The organism is Kitasatospora sp. NPDC038210 (assembly GCF_055600605.1).
On record NZ_JBVJYK010000001.1, the window covers coordinates 747,595 to 766,153 of the forward strand.

General features: G+C 75.0%; 14 protein-coding genes. 4 read left to right on the forward strand and 10 right to left on the reverse strand.

All coding sequences use genetic code 11. The features are described from left to right. The first annotated feature begins 17 nt into the window (after positions 1-17). The gene (gene paaI, locus ACZ7KX_RS03020) at positions 18-431 is read left to right on the forward strand and encodes a hydroxyphenylacetyl-CoA thioesterase PaaI (RefSeq protein ID WP_470324975.1); all 414 of its coding nucleotides are present in this window, start codon (positions 18-20) and stop codon (positions 429-431) included. Between the two features lie 9 nt (positions 432-440). Here the strand turns inward: paaI and ACZ7KX_RS03025 are convergent, their stop codons facing one another. From ACZ7KX_RS03025 to ACZ7KX_RS03070, 10 genes are all read right to left on the reverse strand, one after another. Next, positions 441-1,697, reverse strand: coding sequence for a phenylacetate--CoA ligase family protein (locus ACZ7KX_RS03025; protein ID WP_470324976.1), 1,257 nt, complete (start codon positions 1,695-1,697; stop codon positions 441-443). 142 nt (positions 1,698-1,839) lie between these two features. After that, positions 1,840-2,784 (reverse strand): SDR family NAD(P)-dependent oxidoreductase, encoded by a 945-nt coding sequence (locus ACZ7KX_RS03030; protein ID WP_470324977.1) that lies wholly within the window; start codon positions 2,782-2,784, stop codon positions 1,840-1,842. Then, complete coding sequence (locus ACZ7KX_RS03035; RefSeq protein ID WP_470324978.1) at positions 2,781-4,073, reverse strand: MFS transporter; 1,293 nt, start codon at positions 4,071-4,073, stop codon at positions 2,781-2,783. Before ACZ7KX_RS03035 ends, ACZ7KX_RS03030 begins: the two co-directional genes overlap by 4 nt. Beyond that, complete coding sequence (locus ACZ7KX_RS03040) at positions 4,070-5,296, reverse strand: AMP-binding protein (RefSeq protein ID WP_470324979.1); 1,227 nt, start codon at positions 5,294-5,296, stop codon at positions 4,070-4,072. The genes ACZ7KX_RS03035 and ACZ7KX_RS03040 overlap by 4 nt, the downstream gene beginning before the upstream one ends. After that, entirely contained in the window at positions 5,293-6,384 is a 1,092-nt protein-coding gene (locus ACZ7KX_RS03045) for an ATP-grasp domain-containing protein (RefSeq protein WP_470324980.1), read from the reverse strand. Before ACZ7KX_RS03045 ends, ACZ7KX_RS03040 begins: the two co-directional genes overlap by 4 nt. Continuing rightward, positions 6,381-7,904, reverse strand: coding sequence for a KamA family radical SAM protein (locus ACZ7KX_RS03050; RefSeq protein ID WP_470324981.1), 1,524 nt, complete (start codon positions 7,902-7,904; stop codon positions 6,381-6,383). The genes ACZ7KX_RS03045 and ACZ7KX_RS03050 overlap by 4 nt, the downstream gene beginning before the upstream one ends. Positions 7,905-7,922: 18 nt before the next feature. Beyond that, positions 7,923-9,629 carry a class I adenylate-forming enzyme family protein gene (locus ACZ7KX_RS03055; RefSeq protein WP_470324982.1) on the reverse strand — a complete coding sequence of 569 codons (1,707 nt, stop codon included), beginning with the start codon at positions 9,627-9,629 and terminating at the stop codon, positions 7,923-7,925. A gap of 202 nt (positions 9,630-9,831) precedes the next feature. Further along, complete coding sequence (locus tag ACZ7KX_RS03060; RefSeq protein ID WP_470324983.1) at positions 9,832-11,238, reverse strand: flavin monoamine oxidase family protein; 1,407 nt, start codon at positions 11,236-11,238, stop codon at positions 9,832-9,834. After that, positions 11,235-11,477 (reverse strand): phosphopantetheine-binding protein, encoded by a 243-nt coding sequence (locus tag ACZ7KX_RS03065; protein WP_470324984.1) that lies wholly within the window; start codon positions 11,475-11,477, stop codon positions 11,235-11,237. Before ACZ7KX_RS03065 ends, ACZ7KX_RS03060 begins: the two co-directional genes overlap by 4 nt. Continuing rightward, positions 11,467-13,035, reverse strand: coding sequence for an AMP-binding protein (locus ACZ7KX_RS03070; protein WP_470324985.1), 1,569 nt, complete (start codon positions 13,033-13,035; stop codon positions 11,467-11,469). Before ACZ7KX_RS03070 ends, ACZ7KX_RS03065 begins: the two co-directional genes overlap by 11 nt. 354 nt (positions 13,036-13,389) lie before the next feature. Between ACZ7KX_RS03070 and ACZ7KX_RS03075 the strand changes: the two genes are divergently transcribed. The 3 genes from ACZ7KX_RS03075 to ACZ7KX_RS03085 all read left to right on the forward strand — a co-directional run bounded on the left by ACZ7KX_RS03075 (position 13,390) and on the right by ACZ7KX_RS03085 (position 18,548). Continuing rightward, complete coding sequence (locus tag ACZ7KX_RS03075; RefSeq protein WP_470324986.1) at positions 13,390-15,390, forward strand: ATP-binding protein; 2,001 nt, start codon at positions 13,390-13,392, stop codon at positions 15,388-15,390. 158 nt (positions 15,391-15,548) lie between these two features. Then, on the forward strand, positions 15,549-16,985 hold the full coding sequence (locus ACZ7KX_RS03080) for an MFS transporter (RefSeq protein WP_470324987.1): 1,437 nt from the start codon (positions 15,549-15,551) through the stop codon (positions 16,983-16,985). A 186-nt stretch (positions 16,986-17,171) separates the two neighbouring features. Next, positions 17,172-18,548: a carotenoid oxygenase family protein gene (locus ACZ7KX_RS03085; protein ID WP_470324988.1), complete on the forward strand. Its 1,377-nt coding sequence runs from the start codon at positions 17,172-17,174 to the stop codon at positions 18,546-18,548. Positions 18,549-18,559: the final 11 nt, after the last annotated feature.

The window sequence follows — 18,559 nt, forward strand, 5'->3', positions numbered from 1 at the left end:
GGAGGGACCGCGACGCCGTGTTCGACCCCGTGATCGCCGCACTGTACGAGCGGGACGAGACCAGCCGGTCGCTGGGCATCGCCCTGGAGGAGGTGTCCGCCGGGCGGGCGGTGATGCGGATGACGGTGGCCGCGACGATGGTCAACGGGCACGGTACGGCGCACGGCGGCTTCCTGTTCCTGCTGGCCGACGCGGCGTTCTCGTACGCCTGCAACAGCCACGGCCCGGTGACCGTCGCCCAGGCCGCGCAGGTGGCCTTCCTGGCCCCGGCGGGCGTCGGGGACGAGCTGGTCGCCGAGGCGGTGGAGCGGTCGCGGGCCGGGCGCAGCGGGATCTACGACGTGACGGTGCGCCGGGTGGACGGCAAGGTGATCGCCGAGTTCCGGGGACAGAGCGTGACGATCGGGGGCCGGCCGCAGCCTGCGGCCTGAGTCGGGGCCTCAGTCCTTCGGGCGCTCGTCCAGGACCTGCTGGAGCTTGCCGGTCCGCGGGTTGGTGACCAGCTGCGAGCGCGGCACCCACTCCACCGCGAGGTCGTGCAGGCTGCCGAGGGCGACCTCCGAGGGGTAGAGCGGCAGGGCCGCGTAGACGGCCTCGACCAGCCGGTCGGCGAGGTCGGCGGGCGGCAGGCCGAGGTGGCCGAGCCGCAGGATCAGGCCGTCCCGGCCGTCCCAGCGCCGCTGCACCAGCTGCATCCCGGCGATGTGCCGGTCCGGGTCGGCGGCGATCAGGACGGCCCGGACCTCCTCGGTGGGCAGGGTGACGGTGCCGACCCTGGCTCCCTCGGCGGAGCGGCCGAGCAGCCGGAAGCGGCGGCACCCGCCGTCCGTCCACTCGGCGCGGTCGCCGGTGGGGTAGCGCAGGATCGGCATCAGGGTGCGGAACAGGTTGGTGACGACGACCCGGCCGGGCCTGCCGGGGGCGGTGATCGCCTCGCCGGTGGCCTCGTCGAGCAGTTCCACCACCGTGCGGTCGGCGAAGGCCTCGTGGACCCGGACGTCGTCCCCGGGGACGGGGGCGCCCACCAGCCCGGCGTCGTTGGAGGCGTAGCCGACCGAGGCGACGGCCGCCTTGGGGAAGGCCCGGGACAGCAGCGGGCGGAGGTCGGCGAAGAGCAGGTCGCCGCCGAACAGCAGGAGTTCCACCCCGTCGGCGCGCTGCCCGCGCTCGATCAGGCACTCGGCGACGGCGCTGAGCTTCATCGGTTCGCCGGCCAGCACCTGCACGTCGAAGCCGGCGATCAGGTCGGCGATGTACGGGTTCGGGGCGGCGCCGCCCACGCCGAGCCGGACGTTGTCCACCGGCGCGTGGTGCAGGGCGTTCTCGATGTAGAGGAAGCCGCCGTAGAGCTCGCCGGCGGTGAAGAGGTTGGCCACCCGGTGTCCGGGCCGCAGGCCGGCCCGGACGAGCCCGGCGCCGAAGGCGGTCACCGAGTCGGCGTGTTCGGCGCGGGTCCACGGCGAGAACTTGGGGACGCCGGTGGTGCCGCCGGTCTTGTAGACGCCGGCGTCGGTGAGCGGGCCGGTCAGCACCCGGTTGTCGGGCCAGGTGTTGGCGGCCCAGAACGCGGCCTGGTCGATCACCGGGAGCAGCTCGATCCGGTCGGCGTCCGCGGGCAGGTCGCGGTAGAGCTCGGCGTAGAACGGGGAGTCGGCGCGGGCGAACCGGATCAGCTCGGCCAGGGGCTTCGCGGGCATGGGGGCTCCGTGGGGCGGAAGGCGGGTCGACGATGGGCAGGCAGGCAGGCAGGCAGGCGGGCAGGCAGGCGGGCAGGCAGGCGGGCAGGCAGGCAGGCGGACGGGCGGGCAGACGCAGGCAGGTCGCGGGGCAGCAGGCGGGTCAGGAGGTGGCGGGTGCGGGCCGCCCGAGCCAGGTCCGGGCGAGGGCCTGGACGGCGGAGCCGTCGGGGTCGGCGAGCTTGGCGGCCAGGTACCCGGCGGCCCACGGGTCGGTGGGCACCCGGAACGGCGGCCGCCGCTCACGCAGGGTGCGGACCACGACGTCGGCGACCTCCCGGGCGGGCCGGCCGGCCGACTCCCAGCCCTGGCCGCCGACCCAGTCCAGGTAGCCGGCGAAGGTGGGCGCGTACGGGCCGGAGGCGGCGTGGATGGTGGTCCGGTCGATGTCGGGGAAGACGCCGAACGCGGTGTCCGGGACGAAGCCGGGCACCACCACCGAGACCCGGACGCCGTGCGCCGCCGCGACCGGGGCGAGCGCCTCCATGAACCCCTCCACGGCGAACTTGGCCGCGCAGTAGGCCTCGTTGAACGGCTGGCCGACCACTCCGTGCACGCTGCCGACGGTGACCAGCCGCCCGCCGGCGGCGCGCAGCAGCGGCATCGCGGCCCGGCTGACCGCGGCGACGCCGAAGAAGTTGACCTCCAGGTTGGCGCGCAGCGCCGCGTCGGTGGACATCTCCAGGGTGGGGTCGGAGTTGGACACGCCCGCGTTGTTGACGACGGCGTCGAGCCGCCCGTACGAGCGGTGCACGGCGTCCAGGCAGGCGGTGACCGAGCCGGGGTCGGTGACGTCCAGTCGGCGGACGTCCACGGTGACCCCGGCGGCCGCGGCCGCGCTGCGCAGCGCCGCTGCCCGGTCGGGCTCGCGCATCGTCGCGACCGTGGTGTACCCCGCGCGGGCCGCGGCGACGGCGGTGGCCAGGCCGATGCCGGAGGAGGTGCCGGTGATCAGCAGGACCCTTCCGGCCGGGTCGGCGAGGTCCTCCCCCTCGGGCACGTCCATGCTCTCCACGGGCTCGCTCGTGTTCTCCTCGGGCTCGTTCATGCGGTGCCGCCCTCCGTCCGCGGTTCGGCGGCGTCCAGCAGCGGCTGGAGGCCGAGGGCCGGGAGGAAGGAGCAGGCGGCGAGCAGGGTGCCGCCGGCCATCACCACCCGGGCGGCGTCCAGGATTCCGAGCGGGCCGGTGAGCAGCGAGACGGCCAGGCCGCCGACCAGTGCGGCGAGCGGGATCACCCCCCAGGTGACGGTCCGGAAGGCGGCGTGCATGACGCCCTGGTTGTGGGCGGACATCCGGGACTGCCGGCACGGGGCGCTGCACACGTTGATGCAGGACATGAAGAAGCCGTAACAGCCCATGGTCACCGCGATCACCGGTCCGGCGGGCAGGGCGGGCGCGGCGAGCACGCCGAGGCCGACCAGGCAGTGCAGCAGCAGCGACCAGGCCATCGTCCGCCCCAGGCCGAACCGCCGGGAGAGCCGGGGCGCGACCACGGCCCCGGCCAGCGCGCCGATCGCGGCGACCGACATGGCCGCACCGAAGACGCCGACCTGCACGCCCAGGCCGCGGTAGGCGAGGACGGGCAGCACGGTGACGAAGACCGGCCCGCCGCAGTTGAGGGTGACGGCGGCCAGGACCACCCGGCGCAGCACCGGGTCGGCCCGGTTGAGCCGGAAGCCGCGGGCCAGCCGCTCCCGGATCGAGCCCTGCTCCACCGTCCGTTCGCCCCACGGGCGCATGGCGCGGAAGCAGACCGCCGAGACCAGGTAGCTGGCCGCGTCGACCAGCAGGGCGGCCACGCCGAGCGCGCTGTAGAGCGCGGCGGCGACGGATGGCCCGGCGACCTCGGAGACCGAGCCGCTGCCCTCCAGCCGGGAGTAGGCGCGGACCATGCCGTCCTCCGGCACCACGGCGGGGACGGCGACGAGGTAACCGACGTTGAAGAAGATCGTCGCGCCGCTGATCACCGCCACGCAGCCGAACAGCAGCGGGGTGGAGAGCGCGTCCAGGGCGTACGCGAGCGGGATCGCCGCCACCGCGACCAGCCGGACCAGGTCGCAGGCGAGCATCGTGCGGCGCTTGTCCCAGCGGTCGACCAGCACTCCGGCGATCGGCCCGAGCAGCGGGATGCCGAGGTACTGGGCCATCGCCACCACGCCGACCTGGAGGGCGGAGGCGTGCAGCACGAAGATCATCAGGGTGGGGACGACGAAGACCGTGACCTTGTCGCCGACCAGGCTGACGGTCTGCCCGGCCCAGAAGAGCGAGAAGCTCCGGCCGAGCGGCGCCGGGCGGGCCGGGTCCGCGGTGGCGGCACGGGCGGCGTCCGCCGTCACGACTCCTCCCGGACGACCAGGGCGGCGGTCTTGCCGGTGCGGCCGTTGCTGACCAGCTCCGCCACCGGGCGCACCCGGAAGCACCCCGGGTCGTGCTGGAAGGCCGTGCTGAGGGTGAAGGTGGCGGCGAACAGCTCCTTGCGCAGCCGCTCGACGTCCGGGGCAGCCGTCGGGTCGGTGGCCAGTAGCAGCAACTCCACGGCCGTCGCCCGGCCGCCCCGCTCGGTGAGCACCACCTGGGCCCGGGCCACGCCCGGTTCGCGCTCCGCCCGGGCGATCAGCTCGTCCACGTCCAGCCCGAGGCCGCGGACCTGGACGACGCTGTCGCGCCGGCCCAGGACGCGCATCGCCGGCTCCGGACGGCCGCACGGGCAGGCGGTCAACTCGCCTGCGTCGCCGGTGCGGTAGCGCAGGACCGGGTTGAGGACCGCCGGGTCGAGGGAGGTGAAGTCCAGCAGGCCGTCGGCGTCGGCGTGCACCAGCTGGGTCGGCAGCGGGTGGAAGACGTCCGCCGGGCAGTCCGGGGTGTTGGTGCCCACCACCCAGGTCTCGGTGCTGCCGAACATGCCCCAGCGCCGCGCCTGCGGGGCCACCACGGACAGGTCCTCCGCCAGCTGGTCCTGCCAGGCCTCGCCGAGCCACAGCACCTTGCGCAGCGACGGCAGTTCGAGGCCGGCGGCGCGGGCGTGGGCGAACCAGAGCCGCAGCACGCTGGGCGTGCCGCCGATGGCCGTCACCCGGCGGGAGGCCAGGAAGTCCAGCCAGTCGCCGTACTCCTCCGCGGCGACCGAGCCGAGCGCGATGATCCGGCAGCCGGAGAGGTCGGCGAGTGCGGCGGCGAGGAAGTGCGCGCCCCACATCCGCCCGGCGCCCCAGGCGTTGACGAAGACGTCGGTGCGGTCGAGGGGCTGCCAGTGGGCGTGCACGCCGGCCATGTAGAAGCCGGTGGGGGCGTAGCCGACCTTGGGGGCGCCGGTGCTGCCGCCGCTCTGGAACAGCCAGGTGGCGGACTGCTCGGCGGCCGGCTCCAGGTGGGCGAGGGCGGTGTTGAGGTCGTCCTTGGCCAGCGGCGGGAGTTCGGCGAGCCGGTCCAGGGTGTCGGCACCGAGGCGGTCCGGGTAGCGCGCGGCCAGGTCGGGGACGCTCCGCAGCCGCTCCAGGGTGTGCCGGGCCACGTGCAGCCGGGGCCCGGCGGCCTCGGGGGAGAGCGAGAAGGCGGTCATCGGGGGTCCGTCCGGTGGTCGGTGGAGGTGACGGGCGAGGCGGGGGCGGGTGCGTGGACGCCGGTGGCGCCGGAGAGGTCGAGGGTGAGCGGGCGGGCGCCGTCGGCCAGCCACTTGGCGTGGCCGTCCCGGTAGGCGGCGAACCGGGCCCGGGTGACGTCCCGCTGGAGGGTGCGGTCCGGGTCGGTGAGGTCCGGGGCGATCACGCCGTCCGGCTCCAGCTCGGAGAACCAGTACCGCTCGCCGTCGTGCAGGAAGTCGACGCAGAAGAACGGGATCGGCAGCCGTTCGGCGAACCAGGCCGTGGCGGCGGCGAGTTCGGGCGGAACCGGCGGGAACTCCATGGCACCGCCGCGGCTGGCGTTGGCGACCGGGGAGCCGGGTTCGGGGGTGCGCTTCATCACCGCGTACGGCCGGCCGTCGACCACGTAGACCCGGTAGTCGACGGTGCCGTCGCCCAGGTACGGCTGGATCACCAGGGTGGTGTCGCCGCCCTGGGCGAGGCTGGCCAGGCCCCGGACGTCCTCCGGGCTGCGGGCCAGGTTGATCCCCCCGCCGCCGCACCAGCCGGCGGGCTTGACGATGGCCGGGTAGGTCATGTTCCCGAGCGCGACCTCGTAGCCGTGCTTGGCGGTGTCCCGGCCCGTCCCGATCCGCACGGTCGGGATGGCCGGCACCGGGGAGCCGGCCAGGAACAGCAGGGTGGCCAGCTTGTCGTTGCCGATCAGCGACACCTGCGGCGGGAACGGCAGGTAGAAGCCGGCCTGTTCGAGCACCGCGTACAGCGCGTACTGGTTGAAGACGTCCATCGACTGGTACGGCAGCGAGTAGAGCGCGGTGATGAACAGGGTGTCCTCGGGGGTGACGGGCTCGTCGTCCACGTACACCCGGGGCCGGCCGGGCGCGGTGGCGTCCACGGTGACCGCGTCCGGGGCGTGCCGGCTCCAGCGCAGCCCGAGGGCGGCGGCGCTCTCGGCGTAGAGGTCCCAGAAGAAGCCGTGCCACATCTCCGCCATCCGGGAGGACTCCCGGTCGGGGAAGATCCAGCACATCCGGCGCAGGCCGTCGGCCGGGGGACTGCTGCTCATCGTGCTCCTCGGGCTGCTCGGGGCGCCTGCGCCGCGGCGGGTTCCTGTGCCGCGGGGAGTTCCAGCGCTGCGGGGGGTGTCGGTGCCGCGGGGGGTGTGTGTGCTGCGCGCGGCGCCGGTACGGCGCGGGGTGTCCGTGCCGCTCCGGGCGGGGCGGAGGGCCCGGCCCACCAGCGGCGGCCGGCCTCGGGGAGGGTGTCCACCGGGTCGTAGTAGGGGTGGCGCCGGTCGAGCGCGGCCTGCGGGCCGCCGCCGGCCTCAAGGCTGGTGCGGTAGTTCTTGGTCCAGTACGAGATGCCGCGCTCGCGGTCGTACTCCACCGCCTGGTGCACCCAGCGCTTGCCGACGTGCGGGACGTCGCAGACCAGCCGCGGGGTGGCGTACCCGGGCAGGTAGCCCATGATCGCCTCCTGCAGGTGCTGCGCCCGGTGGAGCGGGGTCCGCCAGTGCTCCGCGCCCGGGACGAGGTCGCAGAGGTAGAAGTAGTACGGCAGGACGTTCGCCTCGCCCTGCAGTGCGAAGCAGAGGTCCAGCAGGTCCTCCGGGGTGTCGTTGACGCCGCGCATCAGCACGCCCTGGTTGCGGACGTCCCGCACGCCCGCGTCCAGCAACGCCCGGGCCGCCTCGGCGACCAGCGGGGTGACCGAGCGGACGTGGTTGGCGTGGGTGTGCACCGCGAGGTTGACGGCGCGGCGGGCGGCGACGGCGGCGACCCTCGCCACGCCCTCCAGCACCCCGGGCTGCAGCCAGTGCTGCGGCAGGCCGACCACGGCCTTGCTGGCCAGCCGGATGTCGCGCACCGAGCCGAGGTCCAGCAGCCGCAGCAGGAAGGTCTCCAGGCGCGGCCAGGGCACGTTGGCGAGGTCGCCGCCGGAGACCACCACGTCGCGCACCGCGGGCGTGCGCTTGAGGTAGTCGAGCATCTGCTCCTGCCGGTCGGCGGGCCGCAGCCGCAGTCGGGCCTTGGTCACCTGCGGCGTGGAGGTCCCGACCAGGTCCATCCGGGTGCACTGCCCGCAGTACTGCGGGCAGGTGGCGGTCAGTTCGGCCAGCACCTTCGTCGGGTAGCGGTGGGTCAGGCCCTCCACCGCCCACATGTCCGTCTCGTGCAGGGAGTCCCGCTCGGCCAGCGGGTGGCTGGGCCAGCGCGGGTGGCGGTCGCTGCGCACCGGCAGCATGTAGCGGCGCACCGGGTCGGCCAGGAAAGCCTCGGTGAAGGCCTCCGGGGTGGTGGGCGCGCCGGGCGCCATGGTGTTCAGCACCTGCGGCGGCAGCAGGATCGGCATGGTGGCGACGTCGGCCTGGTCGGAGGCGAGTTCGTCGTAGAAGCGGTCGGTGAGCAGGTCGCCGGCGACGGCCCGCAGCTGGCGGGCGTTGCGGACGGAGTGGGCGCGCTGCCACTGGGCGTCGCGCCACTGCGCCGCGGTGACCTGCCGCCAGCCGGGCAGCCGGCGCCAGTCCGGTTCGACCAGCGCCGTCCGCACGTACCGGTACGGCTGGCGGATCACGGGGTGGTCCACGGGGTGGTCCACGGCGTGCTACTGGTCGGTGAGGAGGGCGGCGTGACGGGTGCGCAGTTCGCGTTTGAGCACCTTGCCGGTCGGCCCGAGCGGGAAGTCCTCGGCCGTGCGGGCGATCCGGACGGCGGCGAGGGCGGCCAGCCCGGCGTCGGCCAGCGCCGCGTTGGCCGCGGCGCGGACCTCCTCGGCCGTGGCCCCGGCCGCGTCGGCCTGCATCCGGACCACGGCGACGGGCTGTTGCCCGGGTGCGGAGCCCGCGGGGACGCCGACCACCGAGCAGTCCTGGACCAGGTTCGCGCAGTCGGCCAGCAGCACCTCCTCGATCGGCAGGCTGTAGACGGGGCCGGTGGCGGTGTCGATGACGTCCACCGTGCGGTCGAGGTGGTAGTAGCGGCCGTCGGCGTCGCGGCGGGCGACGTCGCCGGTGAGCCAGTAGCCGGACAGTTCGAAGCTCGCGGTCAGCCGCTCGTCGTTCCAGTACCCCGGTGTCAGGGAGGGGGCGTCCACGGCGAGCAACCCGACGGTGCCGTCCGGGACTTCGGTGCCGTCGTGGTCCAGGACGGCGGCCTTGCGGACGACCTCCAGCGGCTTGCCGACGCAGCGGTCGTCGCGGTCGCTCTCCGGGGTGGTGACCTGGCCGAACAGTGCCATGCCCATCTCGGAGGAGCCCAGGCCGTCGATGAACTGCGAACCGGGCAGGGCGGGTTGCTCGGCCTTCTCGTGCGGCAGCAGCCAGGGGCGGATCAGCCCGGCGGGCCGCTCCCCGAGGGTGACCAGGCGGCGGATGTGCCCGTGGTGCGCGCTGTCGCCGGTGTTGAACCAGGAGTGCACCCGGGCCGCGCCGCGCACCGGCAGCTCACCGGTGGCGAGTTCGACGAAGGTGCGCGGGAAGGAGGCCACCATGGTCGGCCGGAAGGCCTCCATCACCGGCTCGACGAGGGCGCGCCGCCAGTCGGACATCACCACGGTCGGCAGGCCGAGCAGGACGGCGGTGAGGAAGTAGCTGAGGCCGCCGGCGTGGGTGTGCGGCATCAGCGACATCAGCCGGTCGTACGGCTCGGCGGGGAAGCGCACCATGCGCGGCTGCTTGCCGTCCCAGAAGGCGCGGTGCGCCAGCATGGTGGACTTGGGCGTGCCGGTGGTGCCGGAGGAGTGGATCAGCGCCACCACGTCCTCGGCGGCGTGCCGGTACGGGTGGGCGGCGGGCAGGGCGACGGCGGAGGCGTCGAAGGCCCGCACCTCCGCGGCGAGGGCCAGGAAGCGCGGGCGGCGCTGCGGGTCCTCGCGGTAGGCGGCGGCCAGCCGGGTGGTGTCGTCGGCGACGACGCCGACCACCCCGACGTGGTCCAGGTAGCGGACCATCACGTCGTGCCGCATCGCGTCGTTGACGAGCGCGGGGACGGCGCCCAGCGAGGTGAGCGCGAGGAAGTGCAGCAGCGGCTCCAGGCCCTCGCCGATGACGACGGCGACCGGCTCGCCGGGGCGCACCCCGTTGGCGTGGTACCAGGCGGCGTAGCGGTCGCGCAGGGCGACCAGGTCGAGCAGGCTGTGGCCGCGCAGCACGACCTCCCCGCGGTGGTCGGTGCGGTGGGTGAAGACGAACGGGACGGACCGGTGGGGGTTCGCCGCGACCGCGTGGTCGAGGAAGTTGCCCGCCCCGAGGTCGGGTTCGGTCATCAGTCGCTCGCGGGCGGCGAGGGGCGCGATGGGACTCTGGTCGCTCATGGCGGTCTCCGGGCGTGGGGTGCCGGGCGCGGGTTCTCGTGGAACGGCGCCTGGGAGGGGGTGAGGGGGTGGCCGGCGGGCCCGTCGGGGCGTGCGGGCAGTGGGGAAGAGCGGGGACGGCGGCACGGTGGTGACGCGGGGCAGGGGCAGGGGCGGGACGGGTGACAGGTGGCGGGTGGCGCGGACCGGGCCGGTGGCGGGGTCAGGCGCGGTCGAGGATCTCGGCGACCACCCGCCGGCCGGAGCGGATCGCGCCCTCCATCAGCCCGAAGAACGCGGTGCTGGTCTCGGTGCCGGCCCAGTGCACCCGCCGGTGCGGCGCGGTCAGCGTCGGGCCGAGCCGCACCCAGTCGCCCGGCCCCAGCAGGGCGGCGTAACACCCCTGGCTGTACGGATCGTTGAGCCAGTCGGTGACGTGGAAGCCGATCGGCTCGGGGAGCATCGGGAACAGCCGCGCCGCCTGGGCGAGGGCTTCGGCGCGCTGCTGATCCGGGGTGAGCGCGCCGAAGCGGTGGGCCTCGGTGCCGGTGACGAAGCCGGTCAGGACGCCGATCCCGCTGCCGGGGGAGTCGTCCACGGTGGAGAGCAGCGGCCCCCGGGCGTTGACCGACCAGCCGGAGAGGCCGTGGTCGCGCCAGAGCGGCGCCGGGTAGACCAGGTGGACCTTGACGGCGCAGCCGCGGGCGGTCCGCTCCCCGGCCCGGGGCGCCGGCGGGGCCGGCTCGTGGGCGATCGCGTCGGCGAGCAGTGGCGGCAGCGCCAGCACCGCGACGTCCGCCCGGTACGCGCCGTGCCCGGTGTGCACCGTCACCGCGTGGTCGTCCTGGTGGACCGCCCGGACGGCCTCGCCCAGCCGGACCCGGTCACCGAGGCGCTCGGCCAGCCGCTCGCACAACTGGTGGGCGCCACCGTCGATCCGGTCCTGCTGGGCGCCGCCGGCGAAGGCGTTGAGGTAGCGCAGGCCGCCGCCGGAGCGCAGGTAGAAGGCGAGGTGCAGGACGGAGATGTCGGCCGGATCGGCGGCGCACATCTCGCCCAGGAAGAGCGGGAAGAACAGTCTGGCGTCCGGATGGGTGAGGTGCTGCTCGGCCCAGTCGGCGGCGGTCAGGGCGTCCAGCCGTTCGGCGTCCGGGGTGAGCCAGGGGGCTTCCGGCCGTACGGCGGAGGTGAGTTCGGCCAGCCGCTCGAACAGGTCGCCGAGGGCGACGGCGTCGAGCGGGGGGAAGCGGCCGTCCCGGGTGGCCGCCGTGGTGCCCTTCGACGCAGCGGCGGCCGGGGCGTCGTCGCCGGCGGGGCCGAGCGCGAAGCGGCTGGCGCCGAGCATCGTGGTGGGGACGGTCTTCAGCCCCAACTCCGTTATCAAGGCGTGCAGTTCGGTGTGCTTGTCGCCGAGGTAGGCTGCGCCGGCGTCCACCCGGGTGCCGGGGGAGGCCTCGATGCCGTGGGTGCGTCCGCCGACCCGGTCCCGGGCCTCCAGGACGGTGACGTCGAGCCCGTGGGCCGCCAGCCCGTCGGCGGCGGTGAGGCCCGCCAGTCCGGCACCGACCACGACCGCCGATCTTCGCCGGCCGTCGGCTCCGTGGCCGTCGCGTCTGCGGTCCTCGCTCATGCGGCGGCCGTGATGCGCCGCGCGAGGCGGGTCGGGGTGGGGGCGAGCAGGAAGTCGTCGAAGCCCAGCTCGACGCCGTGGGCGCGGGCGACGGCGCTCAACACCCGGGTGGCGACCAGCGAGTCGCCGCCGAGGTCGAAGAAGTCGGAGTCGGCGGTGACGTCCTCGCGTTCCAGGACGCGCCGGAAGACGGCCACCAGGGCCTCCGCGGTGGCGGGCGTGCTGAGGTCAGTGCTCAAGGGAGGTCTCCTTCGACCTGTCGGGGGCAGCCGCGTAGCGCAGGTGGCAGCCGGCCCGGTCGATCTTTCCGCTCGGGGTGTGCACCAGGTGGGGCACGACGGTGATCCGGCCCGGCACGAGGTGGCCGGGCACCCGGTCCCGCAGGTAGGACAGCAGGTCGCGGTCCAGCCGTCGGGCCGGGGGTTGCGGGCGCGCCACCACGTACGCGACCAGGGTGGTGCGGCCGGCCGCGGTGGCGCCGGTGACGGCGGCGGCGGTGACGTCGGGATGCCCGGTGAGGTGCGCCTCGACCTCGGCCGGGTCCACCCGGATGCCGCGGACCTTGAACTCGCCGTCCAGGCGGCCCTGGTGGGTGAGCAGTCCGTCCGGATCGCGGCTCATCCGGTCGCCGGTGCGGAAGAACCGCTCGCCGTCCAGGGTGGTGAACCGTGCCGCGGTCGCCTCCGGCAGGCCGAGGTAGCCGAGCGCGACGGCGGGGCCGCCGATCAGCAACTCGCCCTGCTCGTCGAGCCGTTCGACGACGTGCGGCAGGGCGTGGCCGATCGGCGCGCGGGTGGTGCCGGCCCAGGTCCGCCCGGGTGCGCGCGGGCCGGCGAGGTCCACGGCGTGGGTGATCTGGGTGGTCTCGGTGCAGCCGTAGGTGTTCAGCAGCCGGATCGCCGCGGTGGGCAGCCGGGCCCAGTCGGCCAGCCGGGCCGGACCGGCCGCCTCCCCGCCGATCACCAGCAGGCGCAGGCAGGAGGGCAGTCGCTCGCCCGACTCGACCAGGTGGTGGACCAGTTCGTGCCAGAAGGCGGTCGGCAGGTCCAGCACGGTGATCCGCTCGCGCTCGACCGCCCGCAGGAACCGGGGGAACGAGCCGCTGTGCGCGTCCCGGTCCATGACCAGGGTCGCGCCCGCGGTGAGCGTCGGGAGGATCTCCTCGAAGCAGGTGTCCCAGTTGAGCGAGGCGAACTGGAGCACCCGGTCCTCGGGGGTGAGGTCGAACAGTCCGCCCAGCGCGAGGGCGGTCGCCGCGACCGCGCGGCGCGGTGTCACGACGGGTTTCGGCTGCCCGGTCGAACCCGACGTGAAGAGAATGTAGGCCGGTCGGTCCGGGTCGTGTTCCGGACCGCTCCCGGCGGGGTTCGCCGGGAGGGTTTCCGGGGGGTCCCCGGGGATTTCCGTCGGTTCGGGTAACCCCCTTGGTGGGAGGTCGAGTCGGAGGATGTCGCCGGTGCTGCCGGACACCGCCGTACGGCACCGGGCGGCCGCCGCCATGGCGTGCCGGCGGGCCGTCGGGAATGCCGGATCGACGGGGCAATAGGTGCCCCCGGCGGTCAGCACGCCGAGAAGTGCGACCACCGCTTCCGGCGTGTGGAGCGCCGGCACGGCGACCGTGCCGGGATCCGGGCCCAGGCGGGTGGCCAGGGCGTTCGCCGACTCCAGGAGCCGGCCGTAACTCAGGGCGTGTCCGTTGTGGACGATCGCCGGACGACGGGGATTTCGACGTGCGATTTCGCTGAACACGTCGAGCAGGTCGGGGACGACCCGGAGGGAACCACGATTAATTGACATGCCCGCCCCAAATGGCGCTGAGAAGTGCTCATCCGTGCTCGGCGAACGGCGACTCTACCTTCGAACATGCGTGGCGACAATGGATGTTGAGGGTGTTCTTCCAAGGGGTCGTGGCAGAACTGTGAACCACCCCCGGGCGGTACGGCCGTTCGGGTAAGGACGGTGCCGGCGAACGACTCTGACGTCACATCAGCACCGGCGGGGCAGTACCTGCCCGCCCTTGTTGTCCGTCACCGCCCACCGGAGTCCGTCACCGCCCACCGGTGTCCGGGTCGCGACAACCGCACGCGGGTCCCGTCGCGTGTAACCGGCGGGGACCGCAGGTCCGTCACCGACACGAGGGAGAGGAGCCTCATGGCGTCCGTCAAGGAGAGACTGAGCACCGCACGGGGCCGGGCGTTCATCGGCCGGGAGGAGGAGGTCGCGTGCTTCGCGCGGGCCCTGGCCGGGGATCCGCAGTCCCCGTTCGTGTTCTCCGTGGTCGGTCCGGGCGGCATCGGCAAGTCCACGCTGCTGCGCCGCCTGGCGGACCGCGCCCGGGCGACCGGACGGCTGCTCCTGGAACTGGACGGCCGCTTCGTCAGCCGGGACCCGGCGGACTTCGAGCGGGTCGCCGCGCCGTTCCTGGACGTCCCCGGCACGGTCCTGTTCGTCGACTCCTTCGAGCACTGCCAGTGGCTGGAGAGCTGGCTGTGGCAGCGCTTCCTGCCCCGCGCCGCCGACGACACCCTGGTGGTCCTGGCGGGCCGGCAGACGCCCCAGCCGCAGTGGACCGCCGATCCCGCCTGGGCCGGCCTCCTGCACGTCCGTGAACTGCGGCCGTTCTCCGAGGAGCAGGCCCGGAGCCTGCTGACCACGGCGCAGGTGCTGCCCGAACTGCGCGAGCGCGTCCTGCGGTTCGCCGGGGGCAACCCGCTGGCGCTGTCGCTGGCCGCCGCCGCCCGGGTGTCGGACTGGAGCCGCGAGGACGTCTGGGCGCCCTCGGCCGACGTGCTGCGCACCCTGCTCTCGGGCCTGATCGGCGAGGTGCCGAGCGCGGCGCACCGCCGCGCCCTGGAAGTCGCCGCGCAGGCCCACTCCACCTCCGAGGAACTCCTCGCCTCGGTGCTGCCCGGCGAGGACGCCCACGTGCTGTTCGCCTGGCTCCGGGGCCTGCCCTTCATGGAGTCCACCCACCGCGGTCTCCACCCGCACGACGCCGCCCGCGAGACGCTCGCCGCCGACCTGCGCTGGCGCGCCCCCAACGCCTTCGTGACGATGCGCGGACGCCTCGCCGAGGAGTACCTGCGCCTGCTGCGCGAGGCCCCGGAGGAGCGGGTCTGGACCGTCACCGACGAGCTGTTCTACCTCTTCCGGGACGGCGAGATCGTGGCCCGGACGCGCACCTGGTCCCGGGAGGAGGAGGTGCACGACCGGCCGCTGCACCCGGACGACCTCGACGTCGTGCTGCGGATGGCCGAGCAGACCGAGGGCCCGGCCTCGGCGGAGCTGGTCCGCTACTGGGCGCAGCGCCAGCCGCAGGCCTTCAGCGTCTACCGCCTGGTGAGCACCGGCCGCGTCGTGGCGTTCACGGCCCGCCTCGCGCTGCCCGCCCCGGCCGACCCGCAGGACGTGGCCACCGACCCCGTCGTGGCCGCGGCGTGGGCGTACACCGAGGCCACCGCACCGGTGCGCCCGGGCGAGCACATCGGCATCAGCCGCTTCACCGTCTACCCCGAGCGGTACCAGGTGCCCTCGCGCGTCATCGACCTGAGCAGCTCCCGCGCCCAGGCGGAGTCCGCCCGGGCCCGCGCCCGCGCCTACGGCTTCGCCGTCTGGCGGGACGCCGAGGCGTGGTCCGCGCGCGTCCAGGGCAGCCTCACCGACACCGGTGCACGGCCCCGGGTCGGCGAGCACACCTACGGCGTGTTCGGGGTCGACTGGCGCCAGGTGCCCGTGGAGGCCTGGCTGCGCCACTTCATAGCGGCCACGGCCGTGCCCGCCCAGGCGGGCCCGTCCGGGGTCTCGCGCAACGCGTTCGACCAGGCCGTGCGGGAGGCCCTGGCGCACTGGCGCGACGCCGGTGCCTTCGCTGCCTGCGCGCTGCTGCGGGCCCGGCTGGCGGCGGACCTCGACGATCCGGTCGAGCAGCTGCGCGCCCTGCTGCGCAGGGAGGTGGACGAGCTCGCCCGCGATCCGCGCGGTGCGCGGGCCCGGGAGGCCCTGACGGCGGGCTACTTCTCCGGAGCGCCCACCCAGGAGGCCGCGGCCCGCCGCCTGGGCCTGCCGTACGGCACCTACCGGCGCCACCTGCGCCAGGGCCTGGACCTGCTCTGCGAGGCGCTGTGGCAGCAGGAGCTGTTCGGGCCGCGCTGAGCCGGCGGCCCCGGGCCACGCGAGGCCGCCGTCCCTGTTCCTGCTGAGCCCGCGGGCACGGCCGGCGGGAGCGGGTGGACAGGTGCGGACAGCGGTGGACAGTCCTCGCCCGGCCCGGGCCTGGCAGGTGGACAGCGCCCGGTCCGAGTCTGTGCGGCATGAACGTTGCGTACGGACACGACGGACCGCGCCGGTCCGCCCGACCGGGGGCGGCGCTCGGGGCGCTCGCCGCGGCCCAGTTCACGGTCATGGTCGCCACCTCGATCGTGAACGTCGCGCTGCCGCAGATCCGCGCCGGCACCGGCCTCTCGGACGGCGGCGTCACCTGGGTGGTCAACGCGTACGGCCTGGCGTTCGGCGCGCTGCTGCCGGCCGGTGGGCGGGCGGCCGATCTGCTCGGCCGCCGCCGGCTGCTGACCGCCGGGCTCGCGCTGTTCGCGGCCGGATCGCTCGCCGCGGGACTGGCCGACTCCGCAGGCCCGCTGATCGCCGCCCGGGCCGTCCAGGGCCTGGCCGCGGCGGCGATCGCCCCGGCCGCGCTCGCCCTCGCGGTGGAACAGTTCCCCTCCGGCCCCGGGCGCGGCCGGGCTCTGGGGGTCTGGGGCGCGGTCTCGGGCGCGGGCGGGGCGGGCGGCGTCCTGCTGGGCGGTGTCCTCACCGAGGCGTGGGGCTGGCCCTGGGTCTTCCACGCGGTCGCGCTCGGGTCGGTCCCGGTGCTGGCCGCCGTGGTGGCGCTCGTACCGGCGGAGCCGCCCCGGGCGGCCGGGCGCGGGGCCGGGCGGTTCGACCTGGCCGGCACCGTCGTCGTCACCCTCGCCCTGACCGGCCTGGTCTGGGGCCTGACCACCGCACGCGGAGCCGGCTGGGGCGACCGGCGGGTGGTCGGATCCCTGGGCGCCGCCGTCGTCCTGCTCGCGGCCTTCACCGTGATCGAGCGCCGCCGGCCGAACCCGCTGATCCCGCCGCGGCTGCTCACCACCGGACGGGTGGCCGTGGGCAACCTCCTGATGGCGCTGCTGGGTTCGGTGTGGATCGCGCTGTTCTTCTTCCTGCCGCTCCACCTGCAGCAGGTCCTGGGATCGGGGCCGCTCGCCACCGGGGCGGCCCAACTCCCGCTCGCCGCCGCCAACATGCTCGGCGCCGCGCTGGCTCCGCGGCTGGCCCGGCGCGTCGGGGCGACCACGACGCTGGTCGCCGCGCTGCTCACCGAGGCCGCCGGCCTGCTGTGGCTGGCGCGGATCAGCGCCGACGGCAGCTACGCCACCGACGTCCTCGGCCCGAGCCTGCTGGTCGGACTGGGCCTCGGCACCGCCTTCGTCGGGCTCACCGCGCTCGCGGTGGACGGGGTGCCGCCCCGGGACTCCGGGCTGGCCGGGGGACTGGTCAACACCACCCGCCAGGTCGGCGGTGCGATCGGTCTCGCGGTCCTGACCACCCTCGCCGGGTCCGTCACCGCCCACGCGGCCGCCCACCAGCCCCACCGGGAGGCCCTGGCCGCCGGCTTCCGCGCCGCCTTCGCGCTCTCCGCCGGCGTGCCGGCCGTCACTGCGCTGCTGGCCGTGCTCCTCGTGCGCCGCACCGGCGGGGGGCCGTGACGGCCGGGCCCACGGCGCCCGAGCCCCCGGCACCCGGGCCCGAGCCCGAGCACGGCCGGGCCCGTGCCGAACTGCCCGGCTGACACCGGGCCACCGACCGACTTACCGACCGACTTACCGACCGACTTACCGACTTACCGACCAACCACCCGACCGACCGTCACACCCATCGAAAGGGCTCTCGGCATGACCGCCAAGCCGTACCTGACCGGCCACTACACCCCCGTCGCCGACGAGATCACCGCCACCGGCCTGACCGTCGAGGGCACCCTGCCCCCGGAGCTCAGCGGCCGGCTGATCCGCAACGGCCACAACCCCAAGCCCGGCGTCACCCCCACCCACTGGTTCAAGGGCAGCGGCATGGTCCACGGCATCCGGCTGCGCGACGGGCGTGCCGAGTGGTACCGCAACCGCTGGGTGCACACCCCCGCCCTGGACGGCGCGCCGTACCTGACCGAGCACGGCCCGGACCTGACGGCCAGCGTCGCCGGCACCCACGTCATCGAGCACGCCGGGCGGCTGCTGGCGCTGTGCGAGGCCAACCTGCCCTTCGAGCTGACCCCCGAACTGGAGACCGTCGGCGCCCACGACTTCGGCGGCAGGCTGCGCACGGCGATGACCGCGCACCCCAAGGTCGACCCGGTCACCGGCGAGCTGCACTTCTTCGGGTCCTCGCCCGTCCCGCCGTTCCTGACGTACCACGTCGCCGACGCCGAGGGCGAGATCATCCGCAGCGTCGAAGTCCCCGGGGCGAGCGCCGCCCTGAAGCACGACTTCGGCCTGACCCGCCACCACGTGGTCTTCATCGAGGGCAACGTGACCTTCGACCCCGCCGAGCACTCCGGCATCCCGTACGGCTGGCGGGACGAGCAGCCCGCCCGGATCGGCCTCATGCCGCGCGCCGGGGACGGCGCCGGGCGGATCCGCTGGTTCTCCATCGAGCCGGGCAACCTGCTGCACGTCGGCAACGCCTACGAGGACGGCCTGGGCCGCGTCGTCCTGGAGGGCCCCACCGTGGACGCGGAGGGCTTCCGCCGCTCCTGGAACTGGTGGGTCGGCGCGCCCGGGCGCGGCAGCGAGCCGCTCTCGCGCTCGTTCAACCGCCGCTGGGTGGTCGACCCGGCCGCCGGCACGGTCGACGAGCAGATCATCGACGACCTGCCGGTGGAGTTCCCCACCCTCAACGAGGAGTACCTCGGCGCCGAGCACCGCTACCAGTACGCCGTGTCCTTCCCCGACGACGAGGGCTACGGGGAGTACGGCATCGTCAAGTACGACCGGGTCACCGGCGCTCGCCGGATCCGCCGGATCGGTGACGCCCGGCTGCCCAGCGAGGCCGTCTTCGTGCCCGCCGCGGGTGCGACCGCCGAGGACGACGGCTACCTGCTCACCGTCGTCTCCGACCTCAAGCAGGACGCCTCCCAGCTGCTCGTGCTGGACGCCTCCGGCCTCGACCGGGTGGCCACCGTGCACCTGCCGCGCCGGGTCACGGCCGGCATCCACGGCTCCTGGATCCCCGACCACGGCCCCGACGCCACCGGGACCGAAGCCGACCGGGTCTGACGCCGACCGGG